The 26684-nt window shown below is 71.8% G+C and carries 26 protein-coding genes; 13 read left to right on the top strand and 13 right to left on the bottom strand.

The genetic code is table 11. The features are described from left to right. Positions 1-128 precede the first annotated feature (128 nt). The 6 genes from ACFYOH_RS38650 (at position 129) to ACFYOH_RS38675 (ending at position 4985) form a co-directional block, all read left to right on the top strand. Positions 129-974 carry a helix-turn-helix domain-containing protein gene (locus ACFYOH_RS38650; protein ID WP_388635633.1) on the top strand — a complete coding sequence of 282 codons (846 nt, stop codon included), beginning with the start codon at positions 129-131 and terminating at the stop codon, positions 972-974. A gap of 94 nt (positions 975-1068) precedes the next feature. After that, positions 1069-2541, top strand: a complete 1473-nt coding sequence (rimO, locus tag ACFYOH_RS38655) for a 30S ribosomal protein S12 methylthiotransferase RimO (RefSeq protein WP_388635635.1) — start codon at positions 1069-1071, stop codon at positions 2539-2541. Next, positions 2538-3296: a CDP-diacylglycerol--glycerol-3-phosphate 3-phosphatidyltransferase gene (gene pgsA, locus ACFYOH_RS38660; RefSeq protein WP_388635637.1), complete on the top strand. Its 759-nt coding sequence runs from the start codon at positions 2538-2540 to the stop codon at positions 3294-3296. The genes rimO and pgsA overlap by 4 nt, the downstream gene beginning before the upstream one ends. Further along, positions 3293-3838: a CinA family protein gene (locus tag ACFYOH_RS38665; RefSeq protein WP_388635639.1), complete on the top strand. Its 546-nt coding sequence runs from the start codon at positions 3293-3295 to the stop codon at positions 3836-3838. The genes pgsA and ACFYOH_RS38665 overlap by 4 nt, the downstream gene beginning before the upstream one ends. A gap of 109 nt (positions 3839-3947) precedes the next feature. Next, complete coding sequence (locus tag ACFYOH_RS38670; protein WP_053666341.1) at positions 3948-4322, top strand: helix-turn-helix domain-containing protein; 375 nt, start codon at positions 3948-3950, stop codon at positions 4320-4322. Positions 4323-4514: 192 nt separating this feature from the next. After that, on the top strand, positions 4515-4985 hold the full coding sequence (locus ACFYOH_RS38675) for a Dps family protein (RefSeq protein ID WP_388635641.1): 471 nt from the start codon (positions 4515-4517) through the stop codon (positions 4983-4985). A gap of 360 nt (positions 4986-5345) precedes the next feature. Here the strand turns inward: ACFYOH_RS38675 and ACFYOH_RS38680 are convergent, their stop codons facing one another. From ACFYOH_RS38680 to ACFYOH_RS38690, 3 genes are all read right to left on the bottom strand, one after another. Continuing rightward, positions 5346-6110 carry an SDR family NAD(P)-dependent oxidoreductase gene (locus ACFYOH_RS38680; protein ID WP_388635643.1) on the bottom strand — a complete coding sequence of 255 codons (765 nt, stop codon included), beginning with the start codon at positions 6108-6110 and terminating at the stop codon, positions 5346-5348. A gap of 112 nt (positions 6111-6222) precedes the next feature. Then, positions 6223-7068, bottom strand: a complete 846-nt coding sequence (locus ACFYOH_RS38685) for an Fpg/Nei family DNA glycosylase (protein WP_388635645.1) — start codon at positions 7066-7068, stop codon at positions 6223-6225. A gap of 125 nt (positions 7069-7193) precedes the next feature. After that, entirely contained in the window at positions 7194-12176 is a 4983-nt protein-coding gene (locus tag ACFYOH_RS38690; protein WP_388635647.1) for an ATP-dependent helicase, read from the bottom strand. A gap of 171 nt (positions 12177-12347) precedes the next feature. Between ACFYOH_RS38690 and ACFYOH_RS38695 the strand changes: the two genes are divergently transcribed. From ACFYOH_RS38695 to ACFYOH_RS38705, 3 genes are read left to right on the top strand one after another with little or no spacing between them, the layout of a single operon-like run. Next, positions 12348-13274, top strand: coding sequence for an AraC family transcriptional regulator (locus ACFYOH_RS38695; protein WP_388635649.1), 927 nt, complete (start codon positions 12348-12350; stop codon positions 13272-13274). 23 nt (positions 13275-13297) lie between these two features. Then, positions 13298-14074 carry an AzlC family ABC transporter permease gene (locus ACFYOH_RS38700; RefSeq protein WP_388635651.1) on the top strand — a complete coding sequence of 259 codons (777 nt, stop codon included), beginning with the start codon at positions 13298-13300 and terminating at the stop codon, positions 14072-14074. Further along, positions 14071-14379: an AzlD domain-containing protein gene (locus tag ACFYOH_RS38705; protein ID WP_388635653.1), complete on the top strand. Its 309-nt coding sequence runs from the start codon at positions 14071-14073 to the stop codon at positions 14377-14379. Before ACFYOH_RS38700 ends, ACFYOH_RS38705 begins: the two co-directional genes overlap by 4 nt. Positions 14380-14475: 96 nt before the next feature. On the opposite strand, the gene ACFYOH_RS38710 is transcribed toward ACFYOH_RS38705, so the two are convergent. Next, complete coding sequence (locus tag ACFYOH_RS38710) at positions 14476-15420, bottom strand: hypothetical protein (protein WP_388635655.1); 945 nt, start codon at positions 15418-15420, stop codon at positions 14476-14478. Between the two features lie 80 nt (positions 15421-15500). On the opposite strand from ACFYOH_RS38710, the gene ACFYOH_RS38715 reads away from it, so the two are divergent. Next, positions 15501-15695: a DUF3046 domain-containing protein gene (locus ACFYOH_RS38715; protein WP_388635657.1), complete on the top strand. Its 195-nt coding sequence runs from the start codon at positions 15501-15503 to the stop codon at positions 15693-15695. 115 nt (positions 15696-15810) lie between these two features. Continuing rightward, a complete protein-coding gene (locus tag ACFYOH_RS38720) occupies positions 15811-17058 on the top strand; it encodes an AI-2E family transporter (RefSeq protein ID WP_388635659.1) in 1248 nt (415 codons plus the stop codon). A gap of 78 nt (positions 17059-17136) precedes the next feature. On the opposite strand, the gene ACFYOH_RS38725 is transcribed toward ACFYOH_RS38720, so the two are convergent. After that, complete coding sequence (locus tag ACFYOH_RS38725; RefSeq protein ID WP_388635661.1) at positions 17137-17883, bottom strand: hypothetical protein; 747 nt, start codon at positions 17881-17883, stop codon at positions 17137-17139. Positions 17884-18192: 309 nt separating this feature from the next. Between ACFYOH_RS38725 and recA the strand changes: the two genes are divergently transcribed. Together recA and recX are read left to right on the top strand one after the other, a co-directional pair. Beyond that, positions 18193-19320, top strand: a complete 1128-nt coding sequence (gene recA, locus ACFYOH_RS38730; protein WP_388635663.1) for a recombinase RecA — start codon at positions 18193-18195, stop codon at positions 19318-19320. Positions 19321-19323: 3 nt separating this feature from the next. Further along, positions 19324-20193, top strand: a complete 870-nt coding sequence (recX, locus tag ACFYOH_RS38735) for a recombination regulator RecX (RefSeq protein ID WP_388635665.1) — start codon at positions 19324-19326, stop codon at positions 20191-20193. 61 nt (positions 20194-20254) lie between these two features. Here the strand turns inward: recX and ACFYOH_RS38740 are convergent, their stop codons facing one another. The 8 genes from ACFYOH_RS38740 to ACFYOH_RS38775 form a co-directional block, all read right to left on the bottom strand. Beyond that, positions 20255-20671 carry a rhodanese-like domain-containing protein gene (locus ACFYOH_RS38740; protein ID WP_388635667.1) on the bottom strand — a complete coding sequence of 139 codons (417 nt, stop codon included), beginning with the start codon at positions 20669-20671 and terminating at the stop codon, positions 20255-20257. After that, positions 20668-21201, bottom strand: a complete 534-nt coding sequence (locus ACFYOH_RS38745) for a cysteine dioxygenase (RefSeq protein WP_388635669.1) — start codon at positions 21199-21201, stop codon at positions 20668-20670. The genes ACFYOH_RS38740 and ACFYOH_RS38745 overlap by 4 nt, the downstream gene beginning before the upstream one ends. A gap of 77 nt (positions 21202-21278) precedes the next feature. After that, positions 21279-21365, bottom strand: a complete 87-nt coding sequence (locus ACFYOH_RS38750) for a putative leader peptide (protein WP_313960178.1) — start codon at positions 21363-21365, stop codon at positions 21279-21281. A gap of 76 nt (positions 21366-21441) precedes the next feature. Continuing rightward, a complete protein-coding gene (locus ACFYOH_RS38755; RefSeq protein ID WP_388635671.1) occupies positions 21442-23049 on the bottom strand; it encodes an FAD-dependent monooxygenase in 1608 nt (535 codons plus the stop codon). Positions 23050-23225: 176 nt separating this feature from the next. Then, positions 23226-24185, bottom strand: coding sequence for an amino acid ABC transporter permease (locus ACFYOH_RS38760; RefSeq protein ID WP_388635673.1), 960 nt, complete (start codon positions 24183-24185; stop codon positions 23226-23228). Next, entirely contained in the window at positions 24182-24847 is a 666-nt protein-coding gene (locus ACFYOH_RS38765) for an amino acid ABC transporter permease (protein WP_388635675.1), read from the bottom strand. Before ACFYOH_RS38765 ends, ACFYOH_RS38760 begins: the two co-directional genes overlap by 4 nt. Positions 24848-24921: 74 nt before the next feature. After that, positions 24922-25758, bottom strand: a complete 837-nt coding sequence (locus tag ACFYOH_RS38770) for a glutamate ABC transporter substrate-binding protein (protein ID WP_388635677.1) — start codon at positions 25756-25758, stop codon at positions 24922-24924. Between the two features lie 98 nt (positions 25759-25856). Next, the gene (locus ACFYOH_RS38775) at positions 25857-26633 is read right to left on the bottom strand and encodes an amino acid ABC transporter ATP-binding protein (protein WP_388635679.1); all 777 of its coding nucleotides are present in this window, start codon (positions 26631-26633) and stop codon (positions 25857-25859) included. Between the last annotated feature and the right edge of the window lie 51 nt (positions 26634-26684).

Consider the following 26684-nt stretch of genomic DNA (forward strand, 5'->3'; position numbering starts at 1 on the left):
TCGAACCATAAAAATGTCCGGCCATTCCTATGGTGTACAAAGTCAGACCGCCCGGTTGCCCCACCCTTTCGTACCCCCCCTAGACTGAGCTTCCAGCACAGGTGGCTACACGCTCGAAAGGCGCCCCCGTGTCCATCGGCAACTCCCCTGAAGACGAGCGTCCGTTGCAAGACGAGTCCCAGGAAGCCCGTGTCTCCGTGGGCCGCGCCCTGCAGCAGGCGCGGATCGCGGCCGGGCTCACCGTGGACGACGTGAGCACCGCCACTCGTGTCCGTATCGCCATCATCCACGCCATCGAGGCGGACGACTTCGCCCCCTGTGGCGGCGATGTGTACGCCCGCGGACACATCCGAACGCTGGCCAAGGCCGTCCACCTCGATCCCGCACCCCTGATCACCCAGTACGACGCCGAGCACGGCGGCCGTCCCGCACCCACCCCGGCGGCACCCCTGTTCGAGGCCGAGCGGATCCGGCCGGAGCGGCGCGGGCCGAACTGGACCGCCGCCATGGTCGCCGCGATCGTCGTCGTGATCGGCTTCGTCGGCTTCACCGCGGTCAAGGGCGGCAACTCGGGGAATGACGCGAAGTCGCAGGTCGCCGGGGGCGGCGGCACGCCCGCGGCGAGCAAGTCCGCCTCGCCCACGCCGAAGAAGGACAAGCCCGCCACACCGAGCACCGCGCCCTCCGACAGCGCCATCGCCGCCGCGCCCCAGGACAAGGTGACCGTCCAGGTCAGCGCGCCCAACGGACGCAGCTGGATCTCGGCCAAGGACCACAACGGCCGGATGCTCTTCGACGGGCTGCTGAGCAAGGGCGAGTCCAAGACCTTCCAGGACAGCTCCAAGATCAACCTGATCCTCGGCGACGCCGGCGCGATCGAGCTGTACGTCAACGGCAAGAAGATCGAAGACAACTTCCAGGCGGGCCAGGTGGAGCGCCTCACCTACACGAAGGGTGACCCGGTGGCGGGCTGAGGAGCCCTCGGGAAGAGCGTGTGGGACGGGGTTGGCCAAGATCGGCCAACCCCGTCGACGTGGGCTGTCAGTGAGACGAAGTACTCTTGAGCCCATGCCTGAACGCCGTACCGTCGCACTCGTCACTCTCGGCTGCGCCCGTAACGAGGTGGACTCGGAGGAGCTCGCAGGCCGTTTGGAGGCGGACGGCTGGCAGCTCGTCGAGGACGCCGCGGACGCCGATGTCGCCGTGGTCAACACGTGTGGCTTCGTCGAGGCCGCGAAGAAGGACTCCGTCGACGCCCTCCTCGAGGCCAACGACCTCAAGGACCATGGGAGAACCCAGGCCGTCGTGGCGGTGGGCTGCATGGCCGAGCGGTACGGCAAGGAGCTCGCCGAGGCGCTGCCCGAGGCGGACGGCGTGCTCGGCTTCGACGACTACGTGAACATCTCCGACCGCCTGCAGACCATCCTGTCCGGCGGTGTCCACGCCTCCCACACCCCGCGCGACCGCCGCAAGCTGCTCCCGATCAGCCCGGCCGAGCGCCAGAAATCGGCCGCGTCCGTCGCCCTGCCCGGGCACGCCCCTGCCGATCTCCCGGAGGGCCTGGCGCCCGCCTCCGGCCCCCGCGCCCCCCTGCGCCGCCGCCTCGACGGCTCCCCGGTCGCCTCGGTGAAGCTCGCTTCCGGCTGCGACCGGCGCTGCTCCTTCTGCGCCATCCCGTCCTTCCGCGGCTCCTTCGTCTCCCGCCGCCCCAGCGACGTGCTGAACGAGACGAGATGGCTGGCCGAGCAGGGTGTGAAGGAGATCATGCTGGTCTCCGAGAACAACACCTCCTACGGCAAGGACCTGGGCGACATCCGCCTGCTGGAGTCCCTGCTGCCCGAGCTGGCCGAGGTCGACGGCATCGAGCGGGTGCGGGTGAGCTATCTGCAGCCGGCCGAGATGCGTCCGGGTCTCATCGACGTGCTGACCTCCACCCCGAAGGTCGCCCCGTACTTCGACCTGTCCTTCCAGCACTCCGCGCCCGGCGTGCTGCGCGCCATGCGCCGCTTCGGCGACACCGACCGCTTCCTGGAGCTGCTCGACACCATCCGCTCCAAGGCGCCCGAGGCCGGCGTGCGCTCCAACTTCATCGTCGGCTTCCCCGGCGAGAGCGAGGCGGACCTGGCCGAGCTGGAGCGCTTCCTGAACGGCGCCCGCCTGGACGCCATCGGTGTCTTCGGCTACTCCGACGAGGAGGGCACGGAGGCCGCGACCTACGACGACAAGCTCGACGAGGACGTCGTGGCCGAGCGCCTGGCCCGGGTGTCCCGGCTGGCCGAGGAGCTCGTCTCGCAGCGCGCCGAGGAGCGCGTCGGCGCAACCGTGCGCGTCCTGGTCGAGTCCGTCGACGAGGAAGAGGGCGTGTACGGCCGTGCCGCGCACCAGGCGCCCGAGACCGACGGCCAGGTTCTGCTCACGAGCGGCGCGGGCCTGAGCGTCGGACGTATGGTCGAGGCGAAGGTGGTCGGTACGGAAGGTGTCGACCTGATGGCCGAGCCGCTGGCCGGCTCGCTCGCGTGCAGTGAGGAGGCGGACAGATGACCGGAGTCCCGGCATCCGCCGCGGGTGGCTCCTCCGGCGCGCACGGCGCCCGGAGTTCCGCCGCCGCTGCCGACGGCGCTCGGTCCGAGGTCTCCGGTTCTGCTCCAGGTCCCGACAGTGGCGGCCGGCCCGCGCGCGGCGGGAAGATCGCGGCCGCGGCCGTCAACCAGGCCAGCGTCTGGAACGTGGCCAATCTGCTGACCATGCTCCGGCTGCTCCTGGTGCCCGGCTTCGTGGCGCTGATGCTGGCGAACGGCGGCTATGACCCGGCCTGGCGCTCGCTGGCCTGGGCGGCCTTCGCCATCGCCATGATCACCGACCTGTTCGACGGGCATCTGGCGCGCACCTACAACCTGGTCACCGACTTCGGGAAGATCGCCGACCCCATCGCCGACAAGGCCATCATGGGGGCAGCGCTGATCTGTCTGTCGGCCCTGGGCGATCTGCCGTGGTGGGTGACGGCCGTGATCCTCGGCCGGGAACTCGGCATCACGCTGCTTCGTTTTCTGGTCATTCGCTACGGCGTGATCCCGGCCAGCCGTGGGGGCAAGCTCAAGACCCTCACCCAGGGCGTGGCGGTCGGGATGTACGTCCTGGCGCTGACGGGATGGCTGGCCACGCTGAGGTTCTGGGTGATGGCCGTGGCGGTCGTCCTCACCGTCGTCACCGGACTCGACTACGTGAGACAAGCCATTGTGCTGCGCAGGCAGGGAATCGCCGAGCGCGCGGCGGCGTTGGAGGAGAAGGAAGCGTGAGCTCGCAGGCCACCGAACTGGTGCGGCTACTGACCGTGAGGGGCGAGACCCTCGCCGTCGCCGAGTCGCTCACCGGTGGCCTGGTGGCGGCGGAGATCACCTCGGTCCCCGGAGCGTCCAAGGTGTTCCGGGGTTCGGTCACCGCCTACGCCACCGAGCTGAAGCATGAGCTGCTGGGCGTCGACGCCACCCTGCTGGCGCAGCGAGGAGCGGTGGATCCGCAGGTCGCGGGTGAGATGGCAGCCGGAGTACGGAAGGTTTTGGACGCCGACTGGGGCATCGCGACCACCGGAGTCGCCGGCCCCGAACCGCAGGACGGCCAGCCCGTCGGGACGGTCTTCGTGGCCGTGGACGGGCCGCTCACCGACCGCCCCGGTTCCGCCGGCGGCGGAAAAGTGGAAGCCCTGCGGTTGAACGGCAGCCGTGCGGAAATTCGTATGGAGAGTGTACGGAGCGTACTCGCAGTGCTCCTCGAGCAGCTGGCGGGCGAACAGACCGGTAATGAGCGGGCACAGGATACGGAACGGAACGGGGGGTTTTGATGTTTGCAGCCCTGAGTGAACACGACATCGCTCCCCGCACGGCCGCAGCGCGAGGCGGTACGGTGGGGCGAGAAGGATGCGGCTACGCGGTCCGAGGAGGGAGCCACCGATGATTCTGCTCCGTCGCCTGCTGGGTGACGTGCTGCGTCGGCAGCGCCAACGCCAGGGCCGTACTCTGCGCGAAGTCTCCTCGTCCGCCCGAGTCTCACTCGGCTATCTCTCCGAGGTGGAGCGGGGGCAGAAGGAGGCTTCCTCCGAGCTGCTCGCCGCCATCTGCGACGCGCTGGACGTACGGATGTCGGAACTCATGCGAGAAGTGAGCGACGAGCTGGCGCTCGCCGAACTGGCCCAGTCCGCCGCGGCCACCGAGCCCGTGCCCACGCCGGTCCGTCCGATGCTGGGTTCCGTCTCGGTGACCGGTGTGCCACCGGAACGGGTGACCATCAAGGCGCCCGCGGAGGCAGTGGATGTGGTCGCCGCGTGACACACGTGTGCGCGGCCTAGCGAACGTGTGAGGCCCCGGTCGGCTTCTCGGAACGAACCGAGAAGTGCGGCCGGGGCTTTCTTTTTGCCGGTCGCGCGTGTGGGTTGCATCACTTTTGTGCCCGTTTGCCGGGTTCGGTCCATGCGGTCATGGTGGAGGGACGTGACGGCGCCGAAGCACCGGAGGAAGCGGATGTACGTCGTGAAGAGCCCGTTGGCCGAGGGGGACCTGAAGACCGTGGCCGAGGCGCTGCAGGGTGCCCTCGTCGACCTGGTGGACCTCTCCCTGGTCGCCAAGCAGATCCACTGGAACATCGTCGGGCCCCGCTTCCGCTCCATCCACCTCCAGCTCGACGAGGTCGTCGCCTCCGCCCGTACCCACTCCGACACGGTGGCCGAGCGGGCCTCGGCCCTGGGCGTACCGCCGGACGGACGCGCCGCCACGGTGGCTTCCGGCAGCGGCATCGGCACCACTCCGGCGGGCTGGATCAAGGACGGGGACGCGGTCCGGGCGATGGTGGACGCGCTCGGCGCGGTGATCGCCGGGATGCGGGTGCGGGTGGCGGCGACGGGGGAGCCGGATCCGGTGTCCCAGGACATCTTCATCGGGATCACAGCGGATCTGGAGAAGCATCACTGGATGTTCCAGGCGGAGAACGCGTAGGTGTTCTGGCCGGGGTCGGTTGCCGGTGCTGCTCAGGTGCGGACGGGCTGATGTTCGTGCGCCGGTGAGCCCGTGGTGCGCCTTCCCCGCCGGGCGGGCGGAGGCCTAGCGTCCGGCAGGAGGTGGTGGCGGGCATGGTGGCGTGGACAGTGCGCTGGGCGGTCGGGCTGGGGTTCGCGGCCTTGTGGTGGTGGGCCGTGCTCCGGATCGCTCTGGGCCAGGGCGCGGGTCTCCTGGAAGGCGCCGTCGCGGCCGGCGGGTGGGGGCTGAGCCTGCTGCCCGTGCACTGCGTCCCCAAGGGGCAGACGGTGGGGGCCGTGTCGAAGGGGCGCTGGGTGGTCGCCTGGCGCGAGGGGGACGCTACCAGGGCATCGCCACACCCCCGTTCGGGCGAAGTATCTGACCAGTGGTGAACGCCGAGGCGTCCGACGCCAGGTAGAGCACGGCGTGAGCGACGTCGTCCGGCTCACCGACCCGGCCCAGCGGTGCCATCCGGGCCATCACGCCCTCGGTGTGCGCCTGCGTCTCGCGGTCGTGGCGGTCGGTCATCGGGGTGCGGATCCAGCCCGGCGCGATCGCGTTGACCCGGATGCCGTGCCGGCCGACCTCGGTGGCCAGCGTCCTGGTCAGCTGGACCACGGCCGCCTTCGCCGCGCCGTAGCAGAGCAGCCCGGGGCCTCCGGTGTCGACCGCGCCGGAGGCCATGGTCACGATGCTGCCCCGCGTGTCATGGGCCAGCATCGAACGGACCGCCTCCTGGCAGGCGTACAGCACGCCCTTGAAGTTGACGTTCAGCACCCGGTCGAGATCCTCGTCACGCGTCTCCAGCACGGGGCTGCTGTGCATGATCCCGGCGATCGCCGCCATCACGTCCAGGCGCTCGCAGGACCGGACGGCCTCGGCGAGCCGGGCCCGGTCGGTGACATCCAGGACATGCGTACGGGCCGTGCCGCCGCGCTTCTCGATCAGCTCCGCCGTGCCCTGCAGGCCGTCCGCGTCCCGGTCGGCGCAGTGCACGGTCGCCCCCGCCTCGGCGAGCAGCACGGCGGAGGCCCGGCCGATACCGCCGGCGGCTCCGGTGACGAACGCGGTGCGTGCGGTGAGGTCGTACGCGGTGAGGGGCATGGAGCGACGGTACGGCCGTTTCTGACGGATCGTCAATTACGGTGTCAGTGGCCGCCGATGTCGCTCCGACAACGCCAGTGCCGACGACGCCGGAGCGGTGTCGGGCGGGGCGTCAGGCGGTGCGGCGGGGTCGGCGGTCTCGCCGGTGTTGCGGTGAGCCCGGGGCCGGGGCGGGGCCCGTCTGGCAGGTCGGGCACCAGTAGGTGGGGCGTTCCCGGGAGCCGTCGCCCTGGTCGGCCATGCGGACCGGGGTGTGGCAGCGCAGGCAGGGGCGGGGTGCGCGGCCGTAGACGAACAGGTCGTGCCGGTGCAGGCCCGTGGTCTGGCGGACCGGGCGGTCCCGGTTCGCCTCCAGGAGTCTCTTGGCGAGCGCAGGCAGCTTCTCCGCGCGGTCCGCGGGCAGCGCGCCGACCGGCAGCCATGGGGTGACGCCCAGCAGGAAGCACAGCTCGCTCTTGTAGATGTTGCCGATGCCGGCGAGGTTGCGCTGGTCGAGCAGGGCCTCGCCGAGCGCGCGGGCGGGATCGCCGAGGAGGTTGGCGAGGGCACGCTCGGGATTCCAGTCCGGGCCGAGCAGGTCGGGGCCCAGATGGCCGACGACCCGCTCCTCCTCGCTCGTGCGCAGCAGCTCCAGGACCTGGAGCCGGTAGCCCACGGCCGTGCGGTCGGCGGTGCCGAGGATCGCCCTGATCTGGTGTGCCGGACCGCCCCGCCAGCGCTCGCCGATGCCGTACACCTTCCAGGCTCCCTCCATGCGCAGATGCGTGTGGAGGGTCAGGCCGCCCTCGAACCGGGTGAGCAGGTGTTTGCCGCGCGGGATCGTGCTGAGCACCGTAGTGCCGGTGATGTCGACCGTCGCGTACTTCGGCACCCGGAAGTCGCTGCGGGTCAGCGCCTTGCCCGCGAGGGCCTCGTGCAGCCGCCTCGCGGCCTGCCAGACCGTGTCACCTTCGGGCATGCGTCAAGGGTGCCACGGTCGGGTGAGGTGGGCGTTCGGGTGGCGGTGGCGGTGGCGGTGGCGGTGGCGGTGGCGGTGGCGGTGGCGGTGGCGGTGGCGGTGGCGGCGGGGACGCCCGTCGGCGGTCACGCTCTCAGGCGCAGGCCGCGCGGTGTCGCCACGAAGCCCGCTGCTTCGAGAAGGGTGCCTATGGGCGAGGTCAGGGCCTGGGCGCCGTTGATCCGCTCGACCGTGACCGTGCCGAGGGAACCCGCGCGGGCCGCCGCGGCCAGGGCCTGCGCGGCCGTACGGAGCCGGGGGTCGTCCGGGGCAGCGGTGTCCGGGCCGGCGGGCCAGGCCAGCAGGGTCTTGCCGCCGCGCTCCATGTACAGCGTCAGCTCGCCTTCCACCAGGACGACCAGCGAGCCCGCCTTGCGGCCCGGCTTGTGCCCGGCACCGGTCGGCGGCTCGGGCCAGGACAGGGCGGCGCCATACGCGTTGGCGGGATCGGCCGCGGCGAGGACCACGGCACGTGGGTCGGGTGCGGCCGTGCCCGTACGACCACTGCCATAACCCCGGTGCGCCGGTGAGCCGTAGGCGCCGGCTCTGGGGCCGCCGTAGCCGGGGGAGGCGAAGGGGTCGGCGAGGTCGCGGGGCGAGACATAGTCGCCGGGGCCGGGCGGGGGGTCTGCCGGTGGCCAGGTGAAGTCGCCGTCGAGGCCGGGGTGGGCGAAACCGCCGTCCGACCCGTCGAAGGCGCCGGGGAGGGGGTGTTCGTGGGGTGGGCCGTCGCCTCCGCCGAAGTCGTTCGGGAACGGCGGTGCGGCGAAGCCGTTCGAGGGACTTGGGAAACCGTTTCCGGGGGCCGCGGCGGTCAGGCTCTCGCCGCGGTCGCGGGCGTTGGACACCGCCCGGAGCCGGTCCACCGCGCCGTCCATGGCGAACTGGGCCGCGCCCAGGCCCTCGACCACATAGCCGCGCCGCGCCTGGCCGCTCTCCTCGAACGCGGACAGCACGCGGTACACCGCCGAGAAGCCGCCCTCGACCCCCTCCGCGGCGACCGCCCCGCGGGTGACCACGCCGTGCCGGTCCAGCAGGGTGCGGGCCAGCGCGTGCGCGCGCACGGTGGGGTCCGGCTCGGCCGTCGGGAGCAGTGACCAGCGCCCGGCGACCGTCGGCGGACCGGTACGGGACGCAGTACGCGCGGCGGCCGTCAGGGAGCCGTAGCGCCCGCGCGGGACGGCGCGCTTGGCGCGGTGCGCGGTCGACCCCGCCGTACGGCCCGAGCCCAGCAGGGAGCGCATCGGCGCGAGGGTGTCGTTGGTGAGCCGGCCCGACCAGGCCAGATCCCAGAGTGCATCGGCCAGTTGGGGGTCGGTGACGTCGGGGTGGGTGGTGGCACGGACCTGGTCGGCGATCTGGCGGAAGAACAGGCCGTAGCCACCGGAGAGGGCGTCCAGTACGGACTGGTGGAGCGCGGTCAGCTCCAGGGGATGGGGCGGCGGGAGCAACAGCGGGGCCGCGTCCGCCAGATAGAGGGAGACCCAGCCGTCCTTGCCGGGCAGCGCGCCCGCGCCGGACCACACCACTTCGCCGGCGGCCGTCAACTCGTCGAGCATCGCGGGCGTGTAGTTCGCCACGCGGGAGGGCAGGACCAGCTTCTCCAGCGCGGAGGCGGGCACGGAGGCGCCCTGCAACTGCTCGACGGCGCGCACCAGTCCGTCGACGCCGCGCAGACCGTGCCCCTTGCCGATGTGCTGCCACTGGGGCAGGAATTGGGCGAGCGCGGCCGGTGGCACGGGCTCCAGCTCATGGCGCAGGGCCGCCAGGGAACGGCGGCGCAGGCGGCGCAGTACGGCCGCGTCGCACCACTCCTGGCCGATGCCCGCCGGATGGAACTCGCCCTGCACCACTCGGCCGCTCGCGGCGAGCCGTTGCAGGGCGCCCTCGGTGACCGCCACGCCCAGGCCGAAGCGGGCCGCGGCCGTGGCCGACGTGAACGGGCCGTGGGTGCGGGCGTACCGGGCGAGGAGATCGCCCAGCGGGTCCTTGACCGGCTCGGTGAAGGCCTCGGGCACGCCGACCGGCAGTGCCGTGCCGAGCGCGTCGCGCAGCCGGCCCGCGTCCTCGACCGCCGCCCAGTGGTCGGCGCCGGCGATCCGGACCTTGATGGCCCGGCGGGCGCCGGCCAGCTCGCGCGCCCACTGCGCATCCGCGCCCCGCGCGACCAGCTCGGCGTCGGTCAGCGGGCCGAGCAGCCGCAGTACGTCGGCGACGCCTTCCACGTCCTTGACCCGGCGGTCCTCGGTGAGCCACTGCAGCTCGCGCTCCAGCTCGGTCAGCACCTCGGCGTCGAGCAGTTCGCGCAGCTCCGCCTGGCCCAGCAGCTCGGACAGCAGCCGGGAGTCCAGGGACAGCGCGGCGGCGCGGCGCTCGGCGAGCGGGGAGTCGCCCTCGTACAGGAACTGGGCGACGTACCCGAAGAGGAGGGAGCGGGCGAAGGGGGACGGCTCCGGGGTGGTGACCTCGACCAGGCGTACCTTGCGGGACTCGATGTCGCCCATCAGCTCCGTGAGCCCGGGGACGTCGAAGACGTCCTGGAGGCATTCGCGGACGGCCTCCAGGACGATCGGGAACGAGCCGAACTCGCTCGCCACCTGGAGAAGTTGGGCAGCGCGCTGGCGCTGTTGCCACAGAGGGGTGCGCTTGCCGGGGTTGCGGCGCGGCAGCAGCAGCGCGCGGGCGGCGCACTCGCGGAACCGGGAGGCGAACAGGGCGGAGCCGCCGACCTGGTCGGTGACGATCTGGTCGACCTCGCCCTTGTCGAAGGCGACGTCCGCCGCGCCGACGGGCGCCTGCTCGGCGTCGTACTCCGTCCCGGCCTTCATCGGTGCCTGGTCGAGCAGGTCCAGGCCCATAAGGTCGGCGTCGGGCAGGCGCAGCACGATGCCGTCGTCGGCGTGCATGACCTGCGCGTCCATGCCGTACCGCTCGGACAGGCGGGCGCCGAGCGCGAGGGCCCACGGGGCGTGCACCTGGGCGCCGAAGGGTGAGTGCACGACGACCCGCCAGTCGCCCAGTTCGTCACGGAAGCGCTCCACGACGATCGTGCGGTCGTCCGGGACATGGCCGCAGGCATCGCGCTGCTCGTCCAGGTACGACAGCACGTTGTCCGCCGCCCAGGCGTCCAGGCCCGCCGCGAGCAGCCGCAGCCGGGCGTCGTCCTTGGGCAGCGAGCCGACCTCGCGCAGGAACGCGCCCACCGCGCGGCCCAGTTCGAGCGGGCGGCCCAGCTGGTCGCCCTTCCAGAAGGGCAGCCGGCCCGGCACGCCGGGCGCGGGGGAGACCAGGACCCGGTCGCGGGTGATGTCCTCGATGCGCCAGGAACTCGTGCCCAGCGTGAAGACGTCGCCCACCCGGGACTCGTAGACCATCTCCTCGTCCAGCTCGCCGACCCGGCCGCCGCCCTTCTTGGGGTCGGAACCGGCGAGGAAGACCCCGAACAGGCCGCGGTCGGGGATCGTGCCGCCGGAGGTGACGGCCAGGCGCTGGGCACCCGGGCGGCCGGTGATCTCGCCGGTCACGCGGTCCCACACCACGCGCGGACGCAGCTCCGCGAACGCGTCGGACGGATAGCGGCCCGCGAGCATGTCGAGGACCGCCGTGAACGCCGACTCGGGCAGCGAGGCGAAGGGGGCCGCACGGCGGACCACGGCGAGCAGGTCGTCGAACTGCCAGGTGTCCAGGGCCGTCATCGCGACCAGTTGCTGCGCTAGCACGTCGAGCGGGTTCGCCGGCACCTTCAGGGACTCGATCGAGCCCGTGCGCATCCGCTCGGTGACCACGGCTGCCTGGACGAGGTCGCCGCGGTACTTGGGGAAGACGACACCGGTGGAGATGGCGCCCACCTGGTGCCCCGCGCGGCCGACGCGCTGGAGACCGGAGGCGACCGAGGGCGGCGACTCGACCTGCACGACCAGGTCGACGGCGCCCATGTCGATGCCCAGCTCCAGGCTGGACGTGGCGACCACGGCGGGCAGCCGGCCCGCCTTCAGATCCTCCTCGACCAGGGCGCGCTGCTCCTTGGAGACCGAGCCGTGGTGCGCGCGGGCGATCACCGGGGGTGCGCCCTGGGCCGCGCCGGAGCCGCCCATCAGCTGGGCCGGCGCGTGGTGCTCGTCCAGGGTCTCGCCGGTCGCCCGTTCGTAGGCGATCTCGTTGAGCCGGTTGCACAGCCGCTCGGCGAGCCGCCGGGAGTTGGCGAAGACGATCGTGGAGCGGTGGGACTGGACCAGGTCGGCGATCCGCTCCTCCACATGCGGCCAGATCGACGGCCGCTCCCCGCCCTCGGCCGCGTCCGTCGCCGGGGAGCCGCCCAGTTCGCCCATGTCCTCGACCGGGACGACCACGGAAAGGTCGAACTCCTTGCCGGACTCCGGCTGAACGATCTCCACCTTGCGCCGGGGCGAGAGATACCGGGCCACCTCGTCCACCGGACGGACCGTCGCCGACAGGCCGATCCGGCGGGCCGGCTTCGGCAGCAGCTCGTCGAGTCGCTCCAGGGAGAGCGCGAGGTGGGCGCCGCGCTTGGTGCCCGCGACCGCGTGCACCTCGTCCAGGATCACCGTCTCCACGCCCGTGAGCGCGTCGCGCGTGGCCGAGGTCAGCATCAGGAACAGCGACTCGGGGGTGGTGATCAGGATGTCCGGCGGGCGGGTGGACAGGGCGCGCCGCTCGGCCGCCGGGGTGTCGCCGGAGCGGATGCCGACCCTGACCTCGGGCTCGGGCAGGCCCAGGCGCACGGATTCCTGTCGGATGCCGGTCAGCGGGCTGCGGAGGTTGCGCTCGACGTCGACCGCGAGGGCCTTCAGCGGGGACACGTAGAGCACCCGGCAGCGCTTCCTCGGGTCGGCCGGGGGCGGGGTCGCGGCCAGCTGGTCCAGGGCGGCGAGGAACGCGGCCAGTGTCTTGCCCGAGCCGGTCGGGGCCACCACCAGCACGTCCGAGCCCGCACCGATGGCCCGCCACGCGCCGGCCTGGGCCGCGGTGGGCGCGGAGAACGCCCCCGTGAACCAGCCGCGGGTCGCGGGTGAGAAGCCGTCGAGGGCTCGGTGTGCGGAGCTGACCATGCGTCCATGTTGCACCCGGCCACTGACAATCACCCTGACCTGGGCAAACGCCGTGCGGCAGGGAGTGGGCCCCGGGGCGCGGTCGCGGGCAGTGATGTAGTGGCGGCTGCGGGACTGTGGGACGGGGAGCGGGCCGCGGGCGGGTGCGGGCGGTGGGCGGAGAATGGACGCATGGCGGGTGCGGCTCGGCGGGGCGAGCAACGGACGGGCGGGGAGACGGGCGGGCGTCGGCCGGTGGAGCGTGCGCGGCACTGGCGGTACGACGACCTGCCGGGCGTGGACCTCCTGCGGGCCCGGTACATCCACAAGACCTTCGTCCGGCACACCCACGAGCACTTCGTGATCGCGGCCATAGCCGACGGCGTCGAGGTCTTCCACCACCGCGGCTCCGACGTGTCCGCGGGCGCGGGAGCCCTCGCCCTGGTCAACCCCGACACCGCCCACACCGGGCGCGCCGGCGTCCCCGAGGGCTGGCGGTACGGCGCGGTCTACCCCTCGCCCGAGGTGGTCGCCGCGATCGCCGCCGAGACCACCACCATCCGGGGCACGCCGGGTTTCGTCAGTCCCGTCCTCGACGACCCCTACACCGTCCGCCTGGTCCACCAGGTGCTGCGCGCCGCCGACGAGGGCAACGCGCTGGCCGCCGACACCCTGCTGCGGGTCGCCGTGACGAGACTGCTGCGATTGAACGGCGGACCGCTGCCCCAGCGGCCGGTCCGCACGGCCGGAGCCGGTATCGCGGCACGCGCGCGTGCGGTGCTGGACGAGCGGATGGCCGAGCCGCCGACCCTGGAACGGCTGGCCGCCGACCTCGGCACCAGCCCGTTCGCGCTCCTGCGGGCGTTCCGTGACGCGTACGGCATGCCGCCGCACACCTGGCTGACCGACGCCCGCGTGCGCCGCGCGCGGCTCCTGCTGGACGCGGGGTCGCCCCCCGCCGAGGCGGCGACCGCGGTCGGCTTCACCGACCAGCCGCACCTCAACCGGCACTTCACCCGGATCATCGGCGTGCCCCCGGGCGCCTACCAGCGCGAGCGCAGGAACACCGGCGAGCCGAAGAACATGCGCGGGCGCAAGAACGTACAAGACCCGGGGTGAGGGATGTCCGTACCGTCTGCGGCGTGGCACAGCAGACAGCACTCGCGGACATGATCGCCGACGGCGCGGACAAGTCCGACCGGGCCGTCGTACGGGACGCCCTCGGGGTCGGCGTCGCCGTCGGCCTGTCCGGATTCGCCTTCGGGGTGACCTCGGCCGGCAGCGGGCTCGGACTGCTCCAGACCTGCGCGCTCAGCCTCCTGGTCTTCACCGGCGCATCCCAGTTCGCCCTGGTCGGAGCGCTCGCCGCGGGAGGCAGTCCGTTCACGGCGGCCGCTGGCGCCTTCTTCCTCGGCGTGCGCAACGCCTTCTACGGGCTGCGGCTGTCGCAGCTGCTCGACCTCCCGCGCGGGGTACGGCCGTTCGCCGCCCAGTGGGTGATCGACGAGACCACGGCGGTCACCCTGGCCCAGCCGACCCGGCGCGCCCGGCGGATCGGCTTCACCGTCACCGGGCTCACGCTGTACGCGCTCTGGAACCTCACCACGCTGCTCGGCGCGCTCGGCGCCAAGGCGATCGGCGACACGCGCGCGTGGGGGCTGGACGCGGCCGGGCCCGCCGTGTTCCTGGCGCTGCTCGCGCCGATGCTGCGGACGGCCACCGAGCGCGCGGTCGCCGGCCTGGCGGTCCTGCTGGGCCTCGGTCTGCTGCCCGTCCTCCCGGCCGGCGTCCCGGTCCTGGTGGCGGCCCTGGCGGCACCGATCGCTCTGGTCGCCGAGGGACGCAGAAGGCCACGCGGCCCACAGGGCGAGCCGGTGAGCGGACCGAACGGCGGCGCCGCAGCGGAGGAGGACCGGTGAACACCTGGACAGCGATCGCCTTGACCGCCTTCGGCTGCTACGCCGTCAAGCTCGCCGGGCTGCTGGTGCCCGCGGGCGCCATGGAGCGACCGTTCGTACGGCGGCTCGCCGCCCTGCTGCCCGTCGCCCTCCTCGCCGCGCTCACGGCGCAGCAGACGTTCGCCGACGGGCACGGGCTCGTGCTGGACGCACGGGTCGCGGGGCTCGGCGCGGCCGCCGTGGCGCTCGTGCTGCGTGCGCCGTTCCTGCTGGTCGTCGCGGCGGCCGTGATCGTGACGGCGGGCGTACGGGCCCTCGGCGGATGACGCGGGACCGACGCGGGCCGACGCGGCTCACGGGGGCGGTTCCGCGCGCGAACCGGTCGGGCCCGGACGCCGGGCGGGCGGCCGTACGCCACCGGCTCACCCGACGAAACGGCCGTACGCCCGCAGGGTGCGCAGTGCCTCGATCGTCACCCGGGGGCGTGCCTCCAGTGCGGGGGCCGGTGCCCACTGGTGCCACCGGATCGGCCAGCCGCCGTCGTCCTGCTGCTCGGCGGCCAGGTGGTCCAGGGAGCGTGCCATCTCGTCGTCCGTGAACCACGCGCGCGCGAGTGAGTCCGGAGTCCTGGCGAAGTCGTGCGGGAAGTGATGCTCGCCCGGAGCGTAACCGGGCGCGACCGGATACGCGTCGAGCCGGTCCGGCTCCAGGGCCGCGAGCCGCTGCTCCCGCACCAGGCGGCCGAGCCGGTCCGCGGCGGCCTCAGCGCGCGAGCGGTCGGGAGCGGAGTCCAGGAAGGCCACGGCGGCCTCCACCTCGTACGGATGGGACTTCTCCAGGGACTCCACGGCCTGCCAGCAGAAGTCGGTGGCCCGGAACAGCCAGGCGTGCCACACCTCGTTGCGGTGCAGCAGCCCCACCACCGGTCCCGTGGCGAGCAGCGCGCTGGGAGGGTCGTCGACGACCGGGACGAACGGTGCCACCGGATATCCGCGCTGGCTGGGATGGATCGCCGGCAGGGCGCCGTCCGCGGTGGAGATCGAGGTCAGATAGCGGCACACGCGCTCGACCCGCTGCCCGCCGCAGCGCCCGATGTCGTCCAGGACGCGCAGCGCGTGCGCAGAGTGCAGGGGCTGGCTCACGGGGCCGCGCAGATCGGGCTCCAGCGCGTGCCCGTACCCGCCGTCCTCGTTGCGGTAGGCGTCCAGTGCCGCTTCGACCGCGTCCGGGGTGCCGTGCAGGAAGTGGTACGCGAAGAGGCGCTGCTCCAGCACGCGCGCGGTGAGCCACACGAACTGCTCGGCGCGGAAGAGCGGGGAGCGCGCCGGGGGCGTGGAAGGGAGTGGGGAAGCTCCTGTTTCGGCCATGCGTCAGACCGTAGGACGGAAAGCGGTCTCGGCAAGCGCTCCCGGCCGGGGCCCACCCCCAGGGGCGGGATACTGGAGTCATGCGGTTGACGGTCTTCTGGCAGCGGATGGCGGAACACTTCGGTCCGGGGTACGCCGACACCTTCGCGCGCGATCACGTCATGTCCGAGCTGGGCGGGCGCACGGTGCACGAGGCGCTGAACGCCGGCTGGGACGCGAAGGACGTGTGGCGCGTGGTCTGCACGGTCATGAACGTGCCGGGCGAGCGGCGCTGACGCGCTGCCTGGAAGTTTCCGATTCGTCCGTGAAGAGACCGGCCGTACGGCACCGATCGGTCACGAAGATCGCAGGTGGGCGCCGGTTGTCGGTGGCGTGGGCGAGACTTGGCCGGTGGCACCGATTGACGAGGACAACGAGTCGCTGACCGGGGACGCGGCAGCGACCGGCACGACACGGCCCGAGCGGCCCACGGCTCCCGACGCCGTCGCCGCGGTCGGCCGCATGCCGCGCTGGCTGCCGCGCGCCATGGTGCTCGCGCTCGCGCTGATCGCCGCGTTCCAGCTCGGCAGCTGGGCCTTCCACCAGCTGACCGGGCTGTTGATCAACATATTGATCGCGTTCTTCCTGGCCCTCGCGATAGAGCCCGCGGTGAGCCGGATGGCCGCCCGCGGCATGCGCCGGGGGCTGGCCACCTTCCTGGTCTTCCTCGGGCTGACGATCGCCGTCGCCGGGTTCGTCACCCTGCTCGGCTCCATGCTGGCCGGCCAGATCATCAAGATGGTCGAGGGCTTCCCGGACTACCTTGACTCGCTCATCAACTGGATCAACGAGAGCTTCCACACCGAGCTGCGGCGGGTGGACGTCCAGGAGGGCCTGCTCCACTCCGACTGGCTGCGCAAGTACGCGCAGAACAGCGCCGCCGGTGTCCTCGACGTCTCCGCACAGGTGCTCGGCGGGCTGTTCCAGATGCTGACGGTGGGGCTGTTCTCCTTCTGCTTCGCGGCCGACGGTCCCCGGCTGCGCCGCGCCCTGTGCTCCGTCCTGCCGCCCGCACGTCAGGCCGAGGTGCTGCGCGCCTGGGAGATCGCCGTCGACAAGACGGGCGGCTACCTCTACTCGCGCGGCCTGATGGCGCTCATCTCCGGCATCGCCCACTACATCCTGCTCCAGGCCCTCGGCGTGCCGTACGCGCCCGTGCTCGGCGTCTGGGTGGGCCTGGTCTCGCAGTTCATCCCGACCATCGGCACCTATCTCGCCGGCGCGCTGCCGATGCTGATCGCGTTCACCGTCGACCCCTGGTACGCGGTGTGGGTGCTGGCCTTCGTGGTGGTCTACCAGCAGTTCGAGAACTACATGCTCCAGCCGAAGCTGACCGCCAGGACCGTCGACATCCACCCCGCGGTCGCCTTCGGCTCGGTCATCGCCGGCACCGCGCTGTTGGGCGCCGTCGGCGCGCTGATCGCCATCCCGGCGGTGGCCACCCTCCAGGCGTTCCTCGGGGCGTATGTGAAGCGCTACGCCGTCACGGACGACCCCAGGGTGCACGGGCACCGGAGCCGGGGCCCGGGCGGTGCCGGGGTGCTGGCGCGGATACGCCGACCGCGGGCCGTGCAGCCCGAGCCGGAGGAGTCGTCGTAGGGCGGTGCGCCTCGGAAACGGATGCCGCGGGCCGGTGACCGGAGAAGCACGGGGTGGGCCGGTGCCGCCTGGGTCCGGTCATCGGTACGTCAGCACCGCCCGCACTCCCGCTGCGGCGACGGCCGCCGTATAGCAGCCGACCGCTGTGGCCACGATCCGCCGGCGTGTCCGTTCGCTCCAGGGTGAGCGGGACAGCAGCCAGGCCAGCGCGGGCAGGGCGAACACGGCGTGCAGGCTCACGCCGTGCAGGGGCTTGAGCGGGGCCGTCGAACGGTAGGCGGCCTCCTGATGGCCGGTGCGGGTCAGTACGACCCCGCGCGCGATCATCGCCGCCCCGGAGGCCAGTGCCACCAGCAGGATCGCGAACCCGGAGCGGACCGCGAGCGGCATTCCGGCCGGGCCTGTCGGCCGGTGCGGGAAGGACGCGACGGCGAACACCGTGAGCAGGGCGACCAGGACACCGCCGCCGACCGCGAGGGTCATGGACACCGCCGTGTCGAAGGGGGTCTCCATGTTCAGGTGCGAGGGCACCCTGCGCCACGCCTGGAGGGTGATCCCGCCGGCCTCCACCACGCAGTCGGCGGCGAGGACGAGCAGCAGGGCCGAGCGCAGCCGCGGGCCGACGTGCAGATACGACGTGACCCATGTGATCGCGATGAGCGTCAGCCCGAAGGACAGTCCGAACGTGACGGGCTTGCGCCAGGAGACAGGGCCGACCCACGGGCCCCCGTCGACCGCGAACACGCCCAGGTGCCCGAGACCGGACAGGACGAGAAGCAGCCCCGTCGCATGACAGAGGCGGTCGACGGCGCGCGGATTGTCCATGGGCCAAGGCTCCCGGGAGCGGCACGCCCGGTCGTCGTCCGGCCGAAGACACCCGCCGTACGCCGCCGGGAGTAGCGGTGCGGCGCCGGAGCACGGGTTCCGGGCACCGCGTGGTGTGCTTGACACCAAAATCGAACATCCATTCTTATGGAGGCTCAGGCGAGGCTTTGGCGGTGGATTTCGCCCCGTTTTGCGGGAAGAAGTCCCAGGGTTATCCACAGGCTGGGCCTGCGTCGGGGCGCATTGTCAGTGGCAGGCGTTAGCGTCTTTGACGTGAAGCGATCGACTCAAGCAAACCGGGTGGAACCCATGGCAGGAACCGACCGCGAGAAGGCGCTCGACGCCGCGCTCGCGCAGATTGAACGGCAATTCGGCAAGGGCGCGGTCATGCGCATGGGCGAGCGGTCGAAGGAGCCCATCGAGGTCATCCCGACCGGGTCGACCGCGCTCGACGTCGCCCTCGGCGTCGGTGGCCTGCCGCGCGGCCGTGTCGTCGAGATCTACGGCCCGGAGTCCTCGGGTAAGACGACCCTGACCCTGCACGCCGTGGCCAACGCCCAGAAGGCCGGCGGTCAGGTCGCCTTCGTGGACGCGGAGCACGCCCTCGACCCCGAGTACGCGCGCAAGCTCGGCGTCGACATCGACAACCTGATCCTCTCCCAGCCCGACAACGGCGAGCAGGCCCTGGAGATCGTGGACATGCTGGTCCGCTCCGGTGCCCTCGACCTGATCGTCATCGACTCCGTCGCCGCGCTCGTCCCGCGCGCGGAGATCGAGGGCGAGATGGGCGACAGCCACGTCGGCCTCCAGGCCCGGCTGATGAGCCAGGCCCTGCGGAAGATCACCAGCGCGCTCAACCAGTCCAAGACCACCGCGATCTTCATCAACCAGCTCCGCGAGAAGATCGGCGTGATGTTCGGCTCCCCGGAGACCACGACTGGTGGCCGCGCGCTGAAGTTCTACGCCTCGGTGCGTATCGACATCCGCCGCATCGAGACCCTGAAGGACGGCACGGAGGCGGTCGGCAACCGCACCCGCTGCAAGGTCGTGAAGAACAAGGTCGCCCCGCCCTTCAAGCAGGCCGAGTTCGACATCCTCTACGGCCAGGGCATCAGCCGCGAGGGCGGCCTGATCGACATGGGCGTGGAGCACGGCTTCGTCCGCAAGGCCGGTGCCTGGTACACGTACGAGGGCGACCAGCTCGGCCAGGGCAAGGAGAACGCGCGCAACTTCCTCAAGGACAACCCCGATCTGGCCAACGAGATCGAGAAGAAGATCAAGGAGAAGCTGGGCGTCGGTGTCCGGCCGGAGGAGCCCGCCGCCGAGCCGGGCGGGGATGCCGCGGTCACTGCCGCGGCCGCCGACGACGCCAAGACGGCGCCCGCCCCGGCAGCCGCCAAGGCCACCAAGCCCAAGGCCGCCGCAGCCAAGAGCTGACCCGTGACACGACGAACCGACTGGGCCGAGTACGAGTACGCCACCCCCGGTGCCCCACGGGGGAGGGGCACCGGGGGCCACCCGGGCGCCGCCCCGGGCGGCGACGGCGGATACCCGGACGACGGTTACGAGGGTCACGACGGGCACGACGAGTACCGCGGCACCGGCGGGTACGGGGATGCCGGCGGCGCCCACCGAGGTGACACGGGCGACGAGCCGTACGGGGGCGGCTCGCCCGGCCGGCGCTCCCGAGGTGGCGTCGGCCCGCGGGGCGAGCGCGGGCGCGGCCGGCGGCGGCGCGGCTTCGGGGACGCGCCCGATGAGGACGAAGGCGCCCCTTCCTCGTCGAGGGCCGAGCGGGGGGAGTCTTCAGGGGACCCGGCTGAGCGGGCACGGGCGATCTGCCTGCGCCTGCTCACCGGGACCCCGCGCACCCGCAAGCAACTCGCGGACGCCCTGCGCAAGCGGGAGATCCCCGAGGACGTGGCCGAGGAGGTGCTGTCGCGGTTCGAGGAGGTCGGGCTGATCGACGACAGCGCGTTCGCCGACGCCTGGGTGGAGTCCCGGCACCATGGCAGGGGGCTTGCGCGCCGGGCGCTGGCCCAGGAGCTGCGCACCAAAGGGGTCGACAAGACGCTGATCGACGAGGCCGTCTCCCAGCTCGACTCCGAGCAGGAGGAGGCGACGGCCCGCGAACTCGTGGACCGCAAACTGCGCGCCACCCGTGGCCTCGACCGTGACAAGCGGCTCCGCCGGCTCGCCGGGATGCTCGCCCGCAAGGGCTACCCCGAGGGCATGGCCCTCCGTGTCGTCCGCCAGGCCATGGAGGAAGAGGGCGAGGACACGGACTTCCTGGGAGAAGGCGACTTCTGAGTCTTCGGTGCGCAGGGCGGGGAGCCGTCGGGTTCTGCGAACCCCTCGCGTCCGCGGTGGGTCAACCGGGCGTCGTCGGCTCCACTGGAAGTCCCTCGGCCCGCCACGCCTGGAAGCCGCCCACGAGGTCCGTGGCCCGGTGCAGGCCCAGTTGCCGGAGGGAAGCGACCGCGAGGCTGGAGGCGTAGCCCTCATTGCAGATCACTACGACGCGCAGGTCGTGGCCGGTTGCCTCGGGGACGCGGTGGCTGCCCTGGGGATCGAGACGCCATTCCAGTTCGTTGCGCTCGATGACGAGAGCGCCGGGGATCAGCCCGTCCCGCTCGCGCAGGGCCGCGTACCGGATGTCGACCAGCAGCGCCTCGCCGGTCCGCGCCGCCTCGTGCGCCTCCCGAGCCTCGATGCGCCGGTAGCCGGCGCGTACCCGCTCCAGCAACTCGTCGATGCCGACCGGGGCTTGACCGATGGTGCCGCTCACTGCCAGTCCTCCGGGCGTTCGACCTGCTCGAGGCGGAGCACATGCCCCGTACGGCTGTAGCGCCGGATGCGCGGCAGGGGCGGGTAGTAGGCGTGCACGGAGATCGCGTGCTCGTCGTGGGACTCGTTGAGGACCTCGTGGACATGGTGGCAGCCGAAGGAGCGGCCCTCGCCCGCGGGCATCCGGCGTGCGCGGTCCACGTCCTCGGTGAGTTCCAGGGTCTTCCAGCCGTCGGTCGGCAGCCGGGCGGCGAGCGAGTTCTCCTTGAGAACGCCCGAGGCGGTGAGGAACGCGCCGACCGAGTCGGCGTGGTCGTGCCAGCCGGTGCCGGTTCCGGGCGGCCAGCCGATGAGCCATGCCTCGCTGCCGCCCGGACCCTGCAGCCGCACCCAGGTGCGGCCCTCCGGGTCGAGCGGAAGGGAGGCGATCAGCTCTGCGTCGGCGGCCGTGCGCCGGACGAAGTCGAGGAGGTCCGCCTGGGTGGGTGCCGAGCCGACGGCAGGGGACACGGGAGCGGGAGAGACAGACACGTACACCGTCCTGAAGCCTGAAGAAGGTTCGCGGAACGGGCGCACCGCGGCGCCCGGACAGGAAGAGGGATGCGAATTCAGCAGGACGGGCGACACACGCAGCCCGCATAGCGGACGAGGTCCATATGGACCCTCCGCCACAGACGCACGCAGGTGTCGGTCATGGTCCGGAGTACAGCATGCCGGTGTACTCCGGTCAACTCACCGTCACCATGTGGACAGAGGGTGACTGGGCTGCGGTCAGCGGGCGGCGGAGGCCGCCTGGGCCGGCTCCTCCTTGGCCGCGCCGCCCACCGCCGCCTCCGCCGCCGCGTAGAGGTCGGCCGGACGAACGCCGCTCAGCGCGGTGATCAGGTGGCCGTCGGGGCGCACGAGCAGCACGCTGTGCGCCGGCGCACCCGGGTAGCTCTCGGCGACCAGCAGTTCGGCGGGGTAGGGCAGCGCGGTCACGGCCGCCGCGAGCCGGGGCATCACTCCTGCGGAGACCCAGTGCTTGCGGTCCCACACCCCCGTGCCGGGCGCGATCAGCACGACGAGCAGGGCGCCGCGGCCGAGCCGGTCGCGCAGTTGAACGAAGGAACCATCCTCCGCGGTGACCCGTACGTCGGTGACGGGTGCTCCGGCCGGGGTGTCGACCGGGACCTCACCCTCCAGATGCCGGGGCGCGAGCGGCGAGTTGGCGTACGCCCCCGGCGCACCGAGCGGCCCGCGCCCCAAGTGACCGTCCATGAGTAGCGCATCGTGGCCGCGCCCCGCACCCGGGACGATCTGACGCAGGCCGCCGGCGCCGCGCAGCACCGGCAGCACCTGGTCGGCGGCGCGCAGCCGGGCGGCGACCACCGCGCGCCGTTCGGTCTGGTAGCTGTCCAGCAGCGCCTCGCGCGGGCCGTGGTGCCAGGCCGGGGCCAGCTTCCAGGCGAGGTTGTCGGCGTCCCTGAGGCCCTCGTCCAGCCCCTGGGTGCCGAGCGCGCCGAGCAGATGGGCCGCGTCCCCGGCGAGGAAGACCCGGCCGACGCGCCACCGGCGGGCCAGCCGGTGGTGCACCGTGTGGACACCGGTGTCGAGCAGCTCGTACGCCGGTGTGGAGCCGTCCGTCCAGCCCGCGAGCGTCTCGCGGATCCGGGCCACCAGGATCTCGGGCGTGACCAGGTCCTTGCCCGGTGGCAGCAGCCAGTCCAGGCGCCACACGCCGTCCGGGAGGGGGCGGGCGGTCACCTCCCCGGCCGGGGGCCCGGACTGCCGCCACGGCGGCGTCCGATGGAGCAACGCCCGACCCTGCCACGGAAGTTCCGTGCGCAGCGCGGCGACCGCGTGCCGCTCCACCGCCGTACGGCCGGGGAAGCGGATGTCCTGGAGTTTGCGCACCGTCGAGCGCGGTCCGTCGCAGCCGACCAGGTAACTGCCGCGCCACCAGGTGCCGTTCGGGCCGCGGGTGTGCGCGGTGACGCCGGAACGCTCCTGCTCGATCGAGTCCAGACGGCTGTCCACGGCCACCTTCACCAGTGGCTCGTCGGCGATGGCCGCGCGCAGGGCGCCGCTGAGGACGTGCTGGGCGATGTGCAGCGGGGCGGCGGGGTCCGCCGCCCCGAAGGTGATCTCGCTCATCACCTGCTTGCGCCTGAGGGACCGCCATCCGGCCCAGCGCACACCCTGTTCACCGAGCGCCACCCCGGTCAGCCGCTCCAGCAGGGCGGCCGTGTCCTCGCGCAGGACGACGGTGCGCGCCGGACGGGGTTCGTCCTTGCCGGGGCCCTCGTCCAGGACGACGCACGGCACCTCCTGGCGGCCCAGCGCCAGGGCGAGCGTGAGTCCGACCGGCCCCGCTCCGACGATGATCACCGGGTCCATGACGCGGCGCCCCCTGCCCGTGACGATGCCCTGACGGAGACAAGTGAACAGGAAGGGGGAGCGGGGTGCACGATCACAGAACGTATGCAACCCATTGGCAGAGTTTGCGTCAAGCGACCGGAGGCAGTGGCGATCACGCCACTGCCCTCGGTCGTCTCATGTCACCTGGATGAGCGTCAGTTCCCGTGCCCATCGCTGTGATGACCGCCGCCGACGAACGGACCGCTGAGGTCCACGGCGCCGGCCGAGCCTCCGGCTCCCGTCGCCGCCGTACCCGGGATGCCCGCGGCGTCCTGGACGCCGAGCACCGCCCCGGTCGACTTCTTGCCGCGCCGCAGCCGGCCCTCCAGCCAGCTCGCGAACGAGGTCAGGGAGAAGTTGATGATCACGAAGATCACCGCCACCACCGTGAAGGACGCGATGGTGTTGGCGCCGTAGTAGCCGCTCATCGTGTTCGCCGACGCGAGCAGTTCGGGGAAGGTGAGGACGGCACCGCCGAGCGCGGTGTCCTTCACGACGACCACGAGCTGGCTGACGATCGCCGGGAGCATCGCGGTGACCGCCTGCGGCAGCAGGATGAGCCGCATCACCTGGCCCTTGCGCAGACCGATCGCCATGGCCGCCTCGGACTGGCCCTTCGGCAGGGCGAGGATGCCCGCGCGGACGATCTCGGCGAGCACGGACGCGTTGTACAGCACCAGGCCGGTGACGACCGCGTACAGCGGACGGTCGTCGGAACTCACGTTGGTGTACTGGCTGTACAGCTCGTTGCCGAAGATCATCAGGACGAGCACCGGAATCGCACGGAAGAACTCGACCACGACCGTCGCCGGTATCCGCACCCACACATGGTCCGAGAGCCGGGCGATGCCGAAGAAGGCGCCCAGCGGAAGCGCGATGACCATCGCCAGGGCCGCCGCCTTCAAGGTGTTCTGCAGACCCGGCCAGATGTACGTCGAGTACGCCTCGGAGCTGAAGAACGGCTTCCACAGCACCCAGTCCAGCTGGCCCTTGTCGTCCAGGGCCTTGTACACCCACCACAGGACGGCCGTTAGGACGACGAGGAAGCCCGCCGTGTACAGGACGTTGCGCCGCTTGGCGCGGGAGCCCTGGGCGTCGTACAGGACCGAACTCATCGCTTCACCGCCACCTTCTTGCTCACCCATCCGAGGATCAGACCCGTCGGCAGGGTCAGGCAGCAGAACCCGAAGGCGATGACTGCCGAGATCGGCAGCAACTGCGCCTCGTTCTCCACCATCTTCTTCATCAGGAGCGCCGCTTCCGCCACGCCGATCGCGGCCGCCACCGTCGTGTTCTTCGTCAACGCGATCAGGACGTTGGTCAGCGGGAGGACGGCCGCGCGAAAGGCCTGCGGCAGCACGATCAGGCCCAGCACCTGGGTGAAGCTCAGGCCGATGGCCCGGGCGGCCTCCGCCTGGCCGACCGGCACCGTGTTGATGCCGGCCCGGATCGCCTCGCACACGAAGGCCGACGTGTAGACGACCAGACCGAGTACGGCCAGCCGGAAGTTGGTCGTGTCGACCTGCTTCGAGCCCATGTCGATGAGCAGCGTCTGGTTGAGCCCGAGCGAGGCGAACAGGATGATCACCGTGAGCGGGATGTTCCGCACGATGTTCACGTAAGCGGTGCCGAAACCGCGCATCAGCGGCACCGGGCCCACCCGCATGGCGGCCAGCAGGGTGCCCCAGACCAGGGAGCCCACGGCCGAGAGCAGCGTGAGCTGCACCGTCGTCCAGAAGGCGCCCAGCACGTCGTACTTGTCAAGAAAGTCGAACACGTCTCCCGCGCTTCCGCGTGTAGGGATGCCCTGGTGCGCCGCCGTCAGGGACGGCGCACCTGCCGGGCGTTTCCTCAGCTCTTGATGTCGCCGATCTTCGGGGCGGGCTCGTACTTGTAGTTGGCCGGGCCGAAGTTCTTCTCCACGGCCGCCTTCCAGGAACCGTCGGAGACCATCTCCTCCAGCGCCTTGTTGATCTTGGCCTTGAGGTCGCTGCCCTTCTTGACGCCGATGCCGTAGTTCTCGTTGGTCATCTTGAAGCCGCCGAGCTTGAACCTGCCCTTGAACTGGGCCTGGGCGGCGTAGCCGGCGAGGATCGAGTCGTCCGTGGTCAGGGCGTCGATCGCCTTGCTCTGCAGACCGGTCAGGCACGCCGAGTACGTCGGGTACTGCTGGAGCTGCGCCTTGGGGGCCAGCTTGTCGTGCACGTTCTGCGCCGAGGTCGAGCCGGTCACCGAGCACAGCTTCTTCTGGTTCAGGTCCGCCGGCGACTTGATGGAGTTGTCGTCCGCGCGGATCAGCACGTCCTGGTGGGCCAGCAGGTACGGGCCGGCGAAGTCGACCTTCGCCTCACGCTTCGGCGTGATCGAGTACGTGGCGGCGATGAAGTCGACGTCCCCGCGCTGCAGCATGGTCTCGCGGTCGGCGCTCTTCGACTCCTTCCACTCGATCTGGTCCGCGCTGTAACCGAGCTTCTTGGCGACATAGGTGGCCACGTCCACGTCGAAGCCCGAGTAGCCCTGCGGGGTCTTCTGGCCGAGGCCCGGCTGGTCGAACTTGATGCCGATGGCGATCTTCTTGCCGCCGCCGGAGGAGCCGGTGTCGTCCTTCTTGCCGCCGCCGCACGCGGTGGCGCCCACGGCGAGCGCGAGTACGGCGGCCGAGGCGGCGGTGACCTTGCGGAGCTTCATGGTGAACATCCTTTGAGGGAGTGCGGAACGAGGTCCGTTTGGAAAAGGCAACCCACGGCCTGGAAAGGCGACCCAGGGGCGCGGGGCGGCCGGCGTCGTCAGTGGTGCAGGATCTTGGACAGGAAGTCCTTGGCCCGGTCGCTGCGCGGGTTGCTGAAGAACTGGTCGGGCGCAGCCTCTTCGACGATCCGGCCGTCGGCCATGAACACCACACGGTTCGCAGCCGATCGGGCGAAGCCCATCTCGTGGGTGACGACGACCATCGTCATGCCCTCGCGGGCGAGCTGCTGCATGACCTCGAGGACCTCGTTGATCATCTCGGGGTCGAGGGCGGAGGTCGGCTCGTCGAAGAGCATGACCTTCGGATCCATCGCCAGTGCGCGGGCGATGGCGACGCGCTGCTGCTGGCCGCCGGACAGCTGGGCGGGGTACTTGTCGGCCTGGGTGCCCACGCCGACCCGGTCGAGCAGGGACCGGGCCTTGTCCTCGGCCTGCTTCTTGTCCGCCTTGCGGACCTTGAGCTGACCCAGCATCACGTTCTCGAGCACGGTCTTGTGCGCGAAGAGGTTGAAGGACTGGAAGACCATCCCGACGTCCGCCCGCAGCCGCGCCAGTTCCTTGCCCTCCTGGGGCAGGGGCTTGCCGTCGATGGCGATGGTGCCCGAGTCGATCGTCTCCAGACGGTTGATGGTGCGGCACAGGGTCGACTTTCCGGACCCGGAGGGCCCGATGACCACGACGACCTCGCCGCGGGCGATCGTCAGGTCGATGTCCTGGAGAACGTGCAACGCGCCGAAGTGCTTGTTGACGCTCTTCAGGACGACCAGTTCGCCGGACGTGACCACCTCTTCCTTGGTCACCGATACATTGGTCATCGCTCTCGGGCTCCGTCCTCCTCGGTTTCGGAGGACAGTAGTGAGCGGCTG

The sequence above is a fragment of the Streptomyces sp. NPDC007856 genome, from assembly GCF_042868225.1.
Taxonomy (GTDB): Bacteria; Actinomycetota; Actinomycetes; order Streptomycetales; family Streptomycetaceae; genus Streptomyces.

What these genes read in the sequence shown, in the direction of transcription:
- ACFYOH_RS38755 (WP_388635671.1), bottom strand. Translation starts at nt 23,049, where the DNA reads ATGGACCCGGTGATCATCGTCGGAGCGGGGCCGGTCGGACTCACGCTC.
- ACFYOH_RS38670 (WP_053666341.1), top strand. Translation starts at nt 3,948, where the DNA reads ATGATTCTGCTCCGTCGCCTGCTGGGTGACGTGCTGCGTCGGCAGCGC.
- ACFYOH_RS38690 (WP_388635647.1), bottom strand. Translation starts at nt 12,176, where the DNA reads ATGGTCAGCTCCGCACACCGAGCCCTCGACGGCTTCTCACCCGCGACC.
- pgsA (WP_388635637.1), top strand. Translation starts at nt 2,538, where the DNA reads ATGACCGGAGTCCCGGCATCCGCCGCGGGTGGCTCCTCCGGCGCGCAC.
- ACFYOH_RS38750 (WP_313960178.1), bottom strand. Translation starts at nt 21,365, where the DNA reads ATGACCGACACCTGCGTGCGTCTGTGGCGGAGGGTCCATATGGACCTC.
- ACFYOH_RS38725 (WP_388635661.1), bottom strand. Translation starts at nt 17,883, where the DNA reads ATGGACAATCCGCGCGCCGTCGACCGCCTCTGTCATGCGACGGGGCTG.
- ACFYOH_RS38675 (WP_388635641.1), top strand. Translation starts at nt 4,515, where the DNA reads ATGTACGTCGTGAAGAGCCCGTTGGCCGAGGGGGACCTGAAGACCGTG.
- ACFYOH_RS38685 (WP_388635645.1), bottom strand. Translation starts at nt 7,068, where the DNA reads ATGCCCGAAGGTGACACGGTCTGGCAGGCCGCGAGGCGGCTGCACGAG.
- ACFYOH_RS38715 (WP_388635657.1), top strand. Translation starts at nt 15,501, where the DNA reads ATGCGGTTGACGGTCTTCTGGCAGCGGATGGCGGAACACTTCGGTCCG.
- ACFYOH_RS38770 (WP_388635677.1), bottom strand. Translation starts at nt 25,758, where the DNA reads ATGAAGCTCCGCAAGGTCACCGCCGCCTCGGCCGCCGTACTCGCGCTC.
- recA (WP_388635663.1), top strand. Translation starts at nt 18,193, where the DNA reads ATGGCAGGAACCGACCGCGAGAAGGCGCTCGACGCCGCGCTCGCGCAG.
- ACFYOH_RS38680 (WP_388635643.1), bottom strand. Translation starts at nt 6,110, where the DNA reads ATGCCCCTCACCGCGTACGACCTCACCGCACGCACCGCGTTCGTCACC.
- ACFYOH_RS38760 (WP_388635673.1), bottom strand. Translation starts at nt 24,185, where the DNA reads ATGAGTTCGGTCCTGTACGACGCCCAGGGCTCCCGCGCCAAGCGGCGC.
- ACFYOH_RS38775 (WP_388635679.1), bottom strand. Translation starts at nt 26,633, where the DNA reads ATGACCAATGTATCGGTGACCAAGGAAGAGGTGGTCACGTCCGGCGAA.
- ACFYOH_RS38710 (WP_388635655.1), bottom strand. Translation starts at nt 15,420, where the DNA reads ATGGCCGAAACAGGAGCTTCCCCACTCCCTTCCACGCCCCCGGCGCGC.
- ACFYOH_RS38695 (WP_388635649.1), top strand. Translation starts at nt 12,348, where the DNA reads ATGGCGGGTGCGGCTCGGCGGGGCGAGCAACGGACGGGCGGGGAGACG.
- rimO (WP_388635635.1), top strand. Translation starts at nt 1,069, where the DNA reads ATGCCTGAACGCCGTACCGTCGCACTCGTCACTCTCGGCTGCGCCCGT.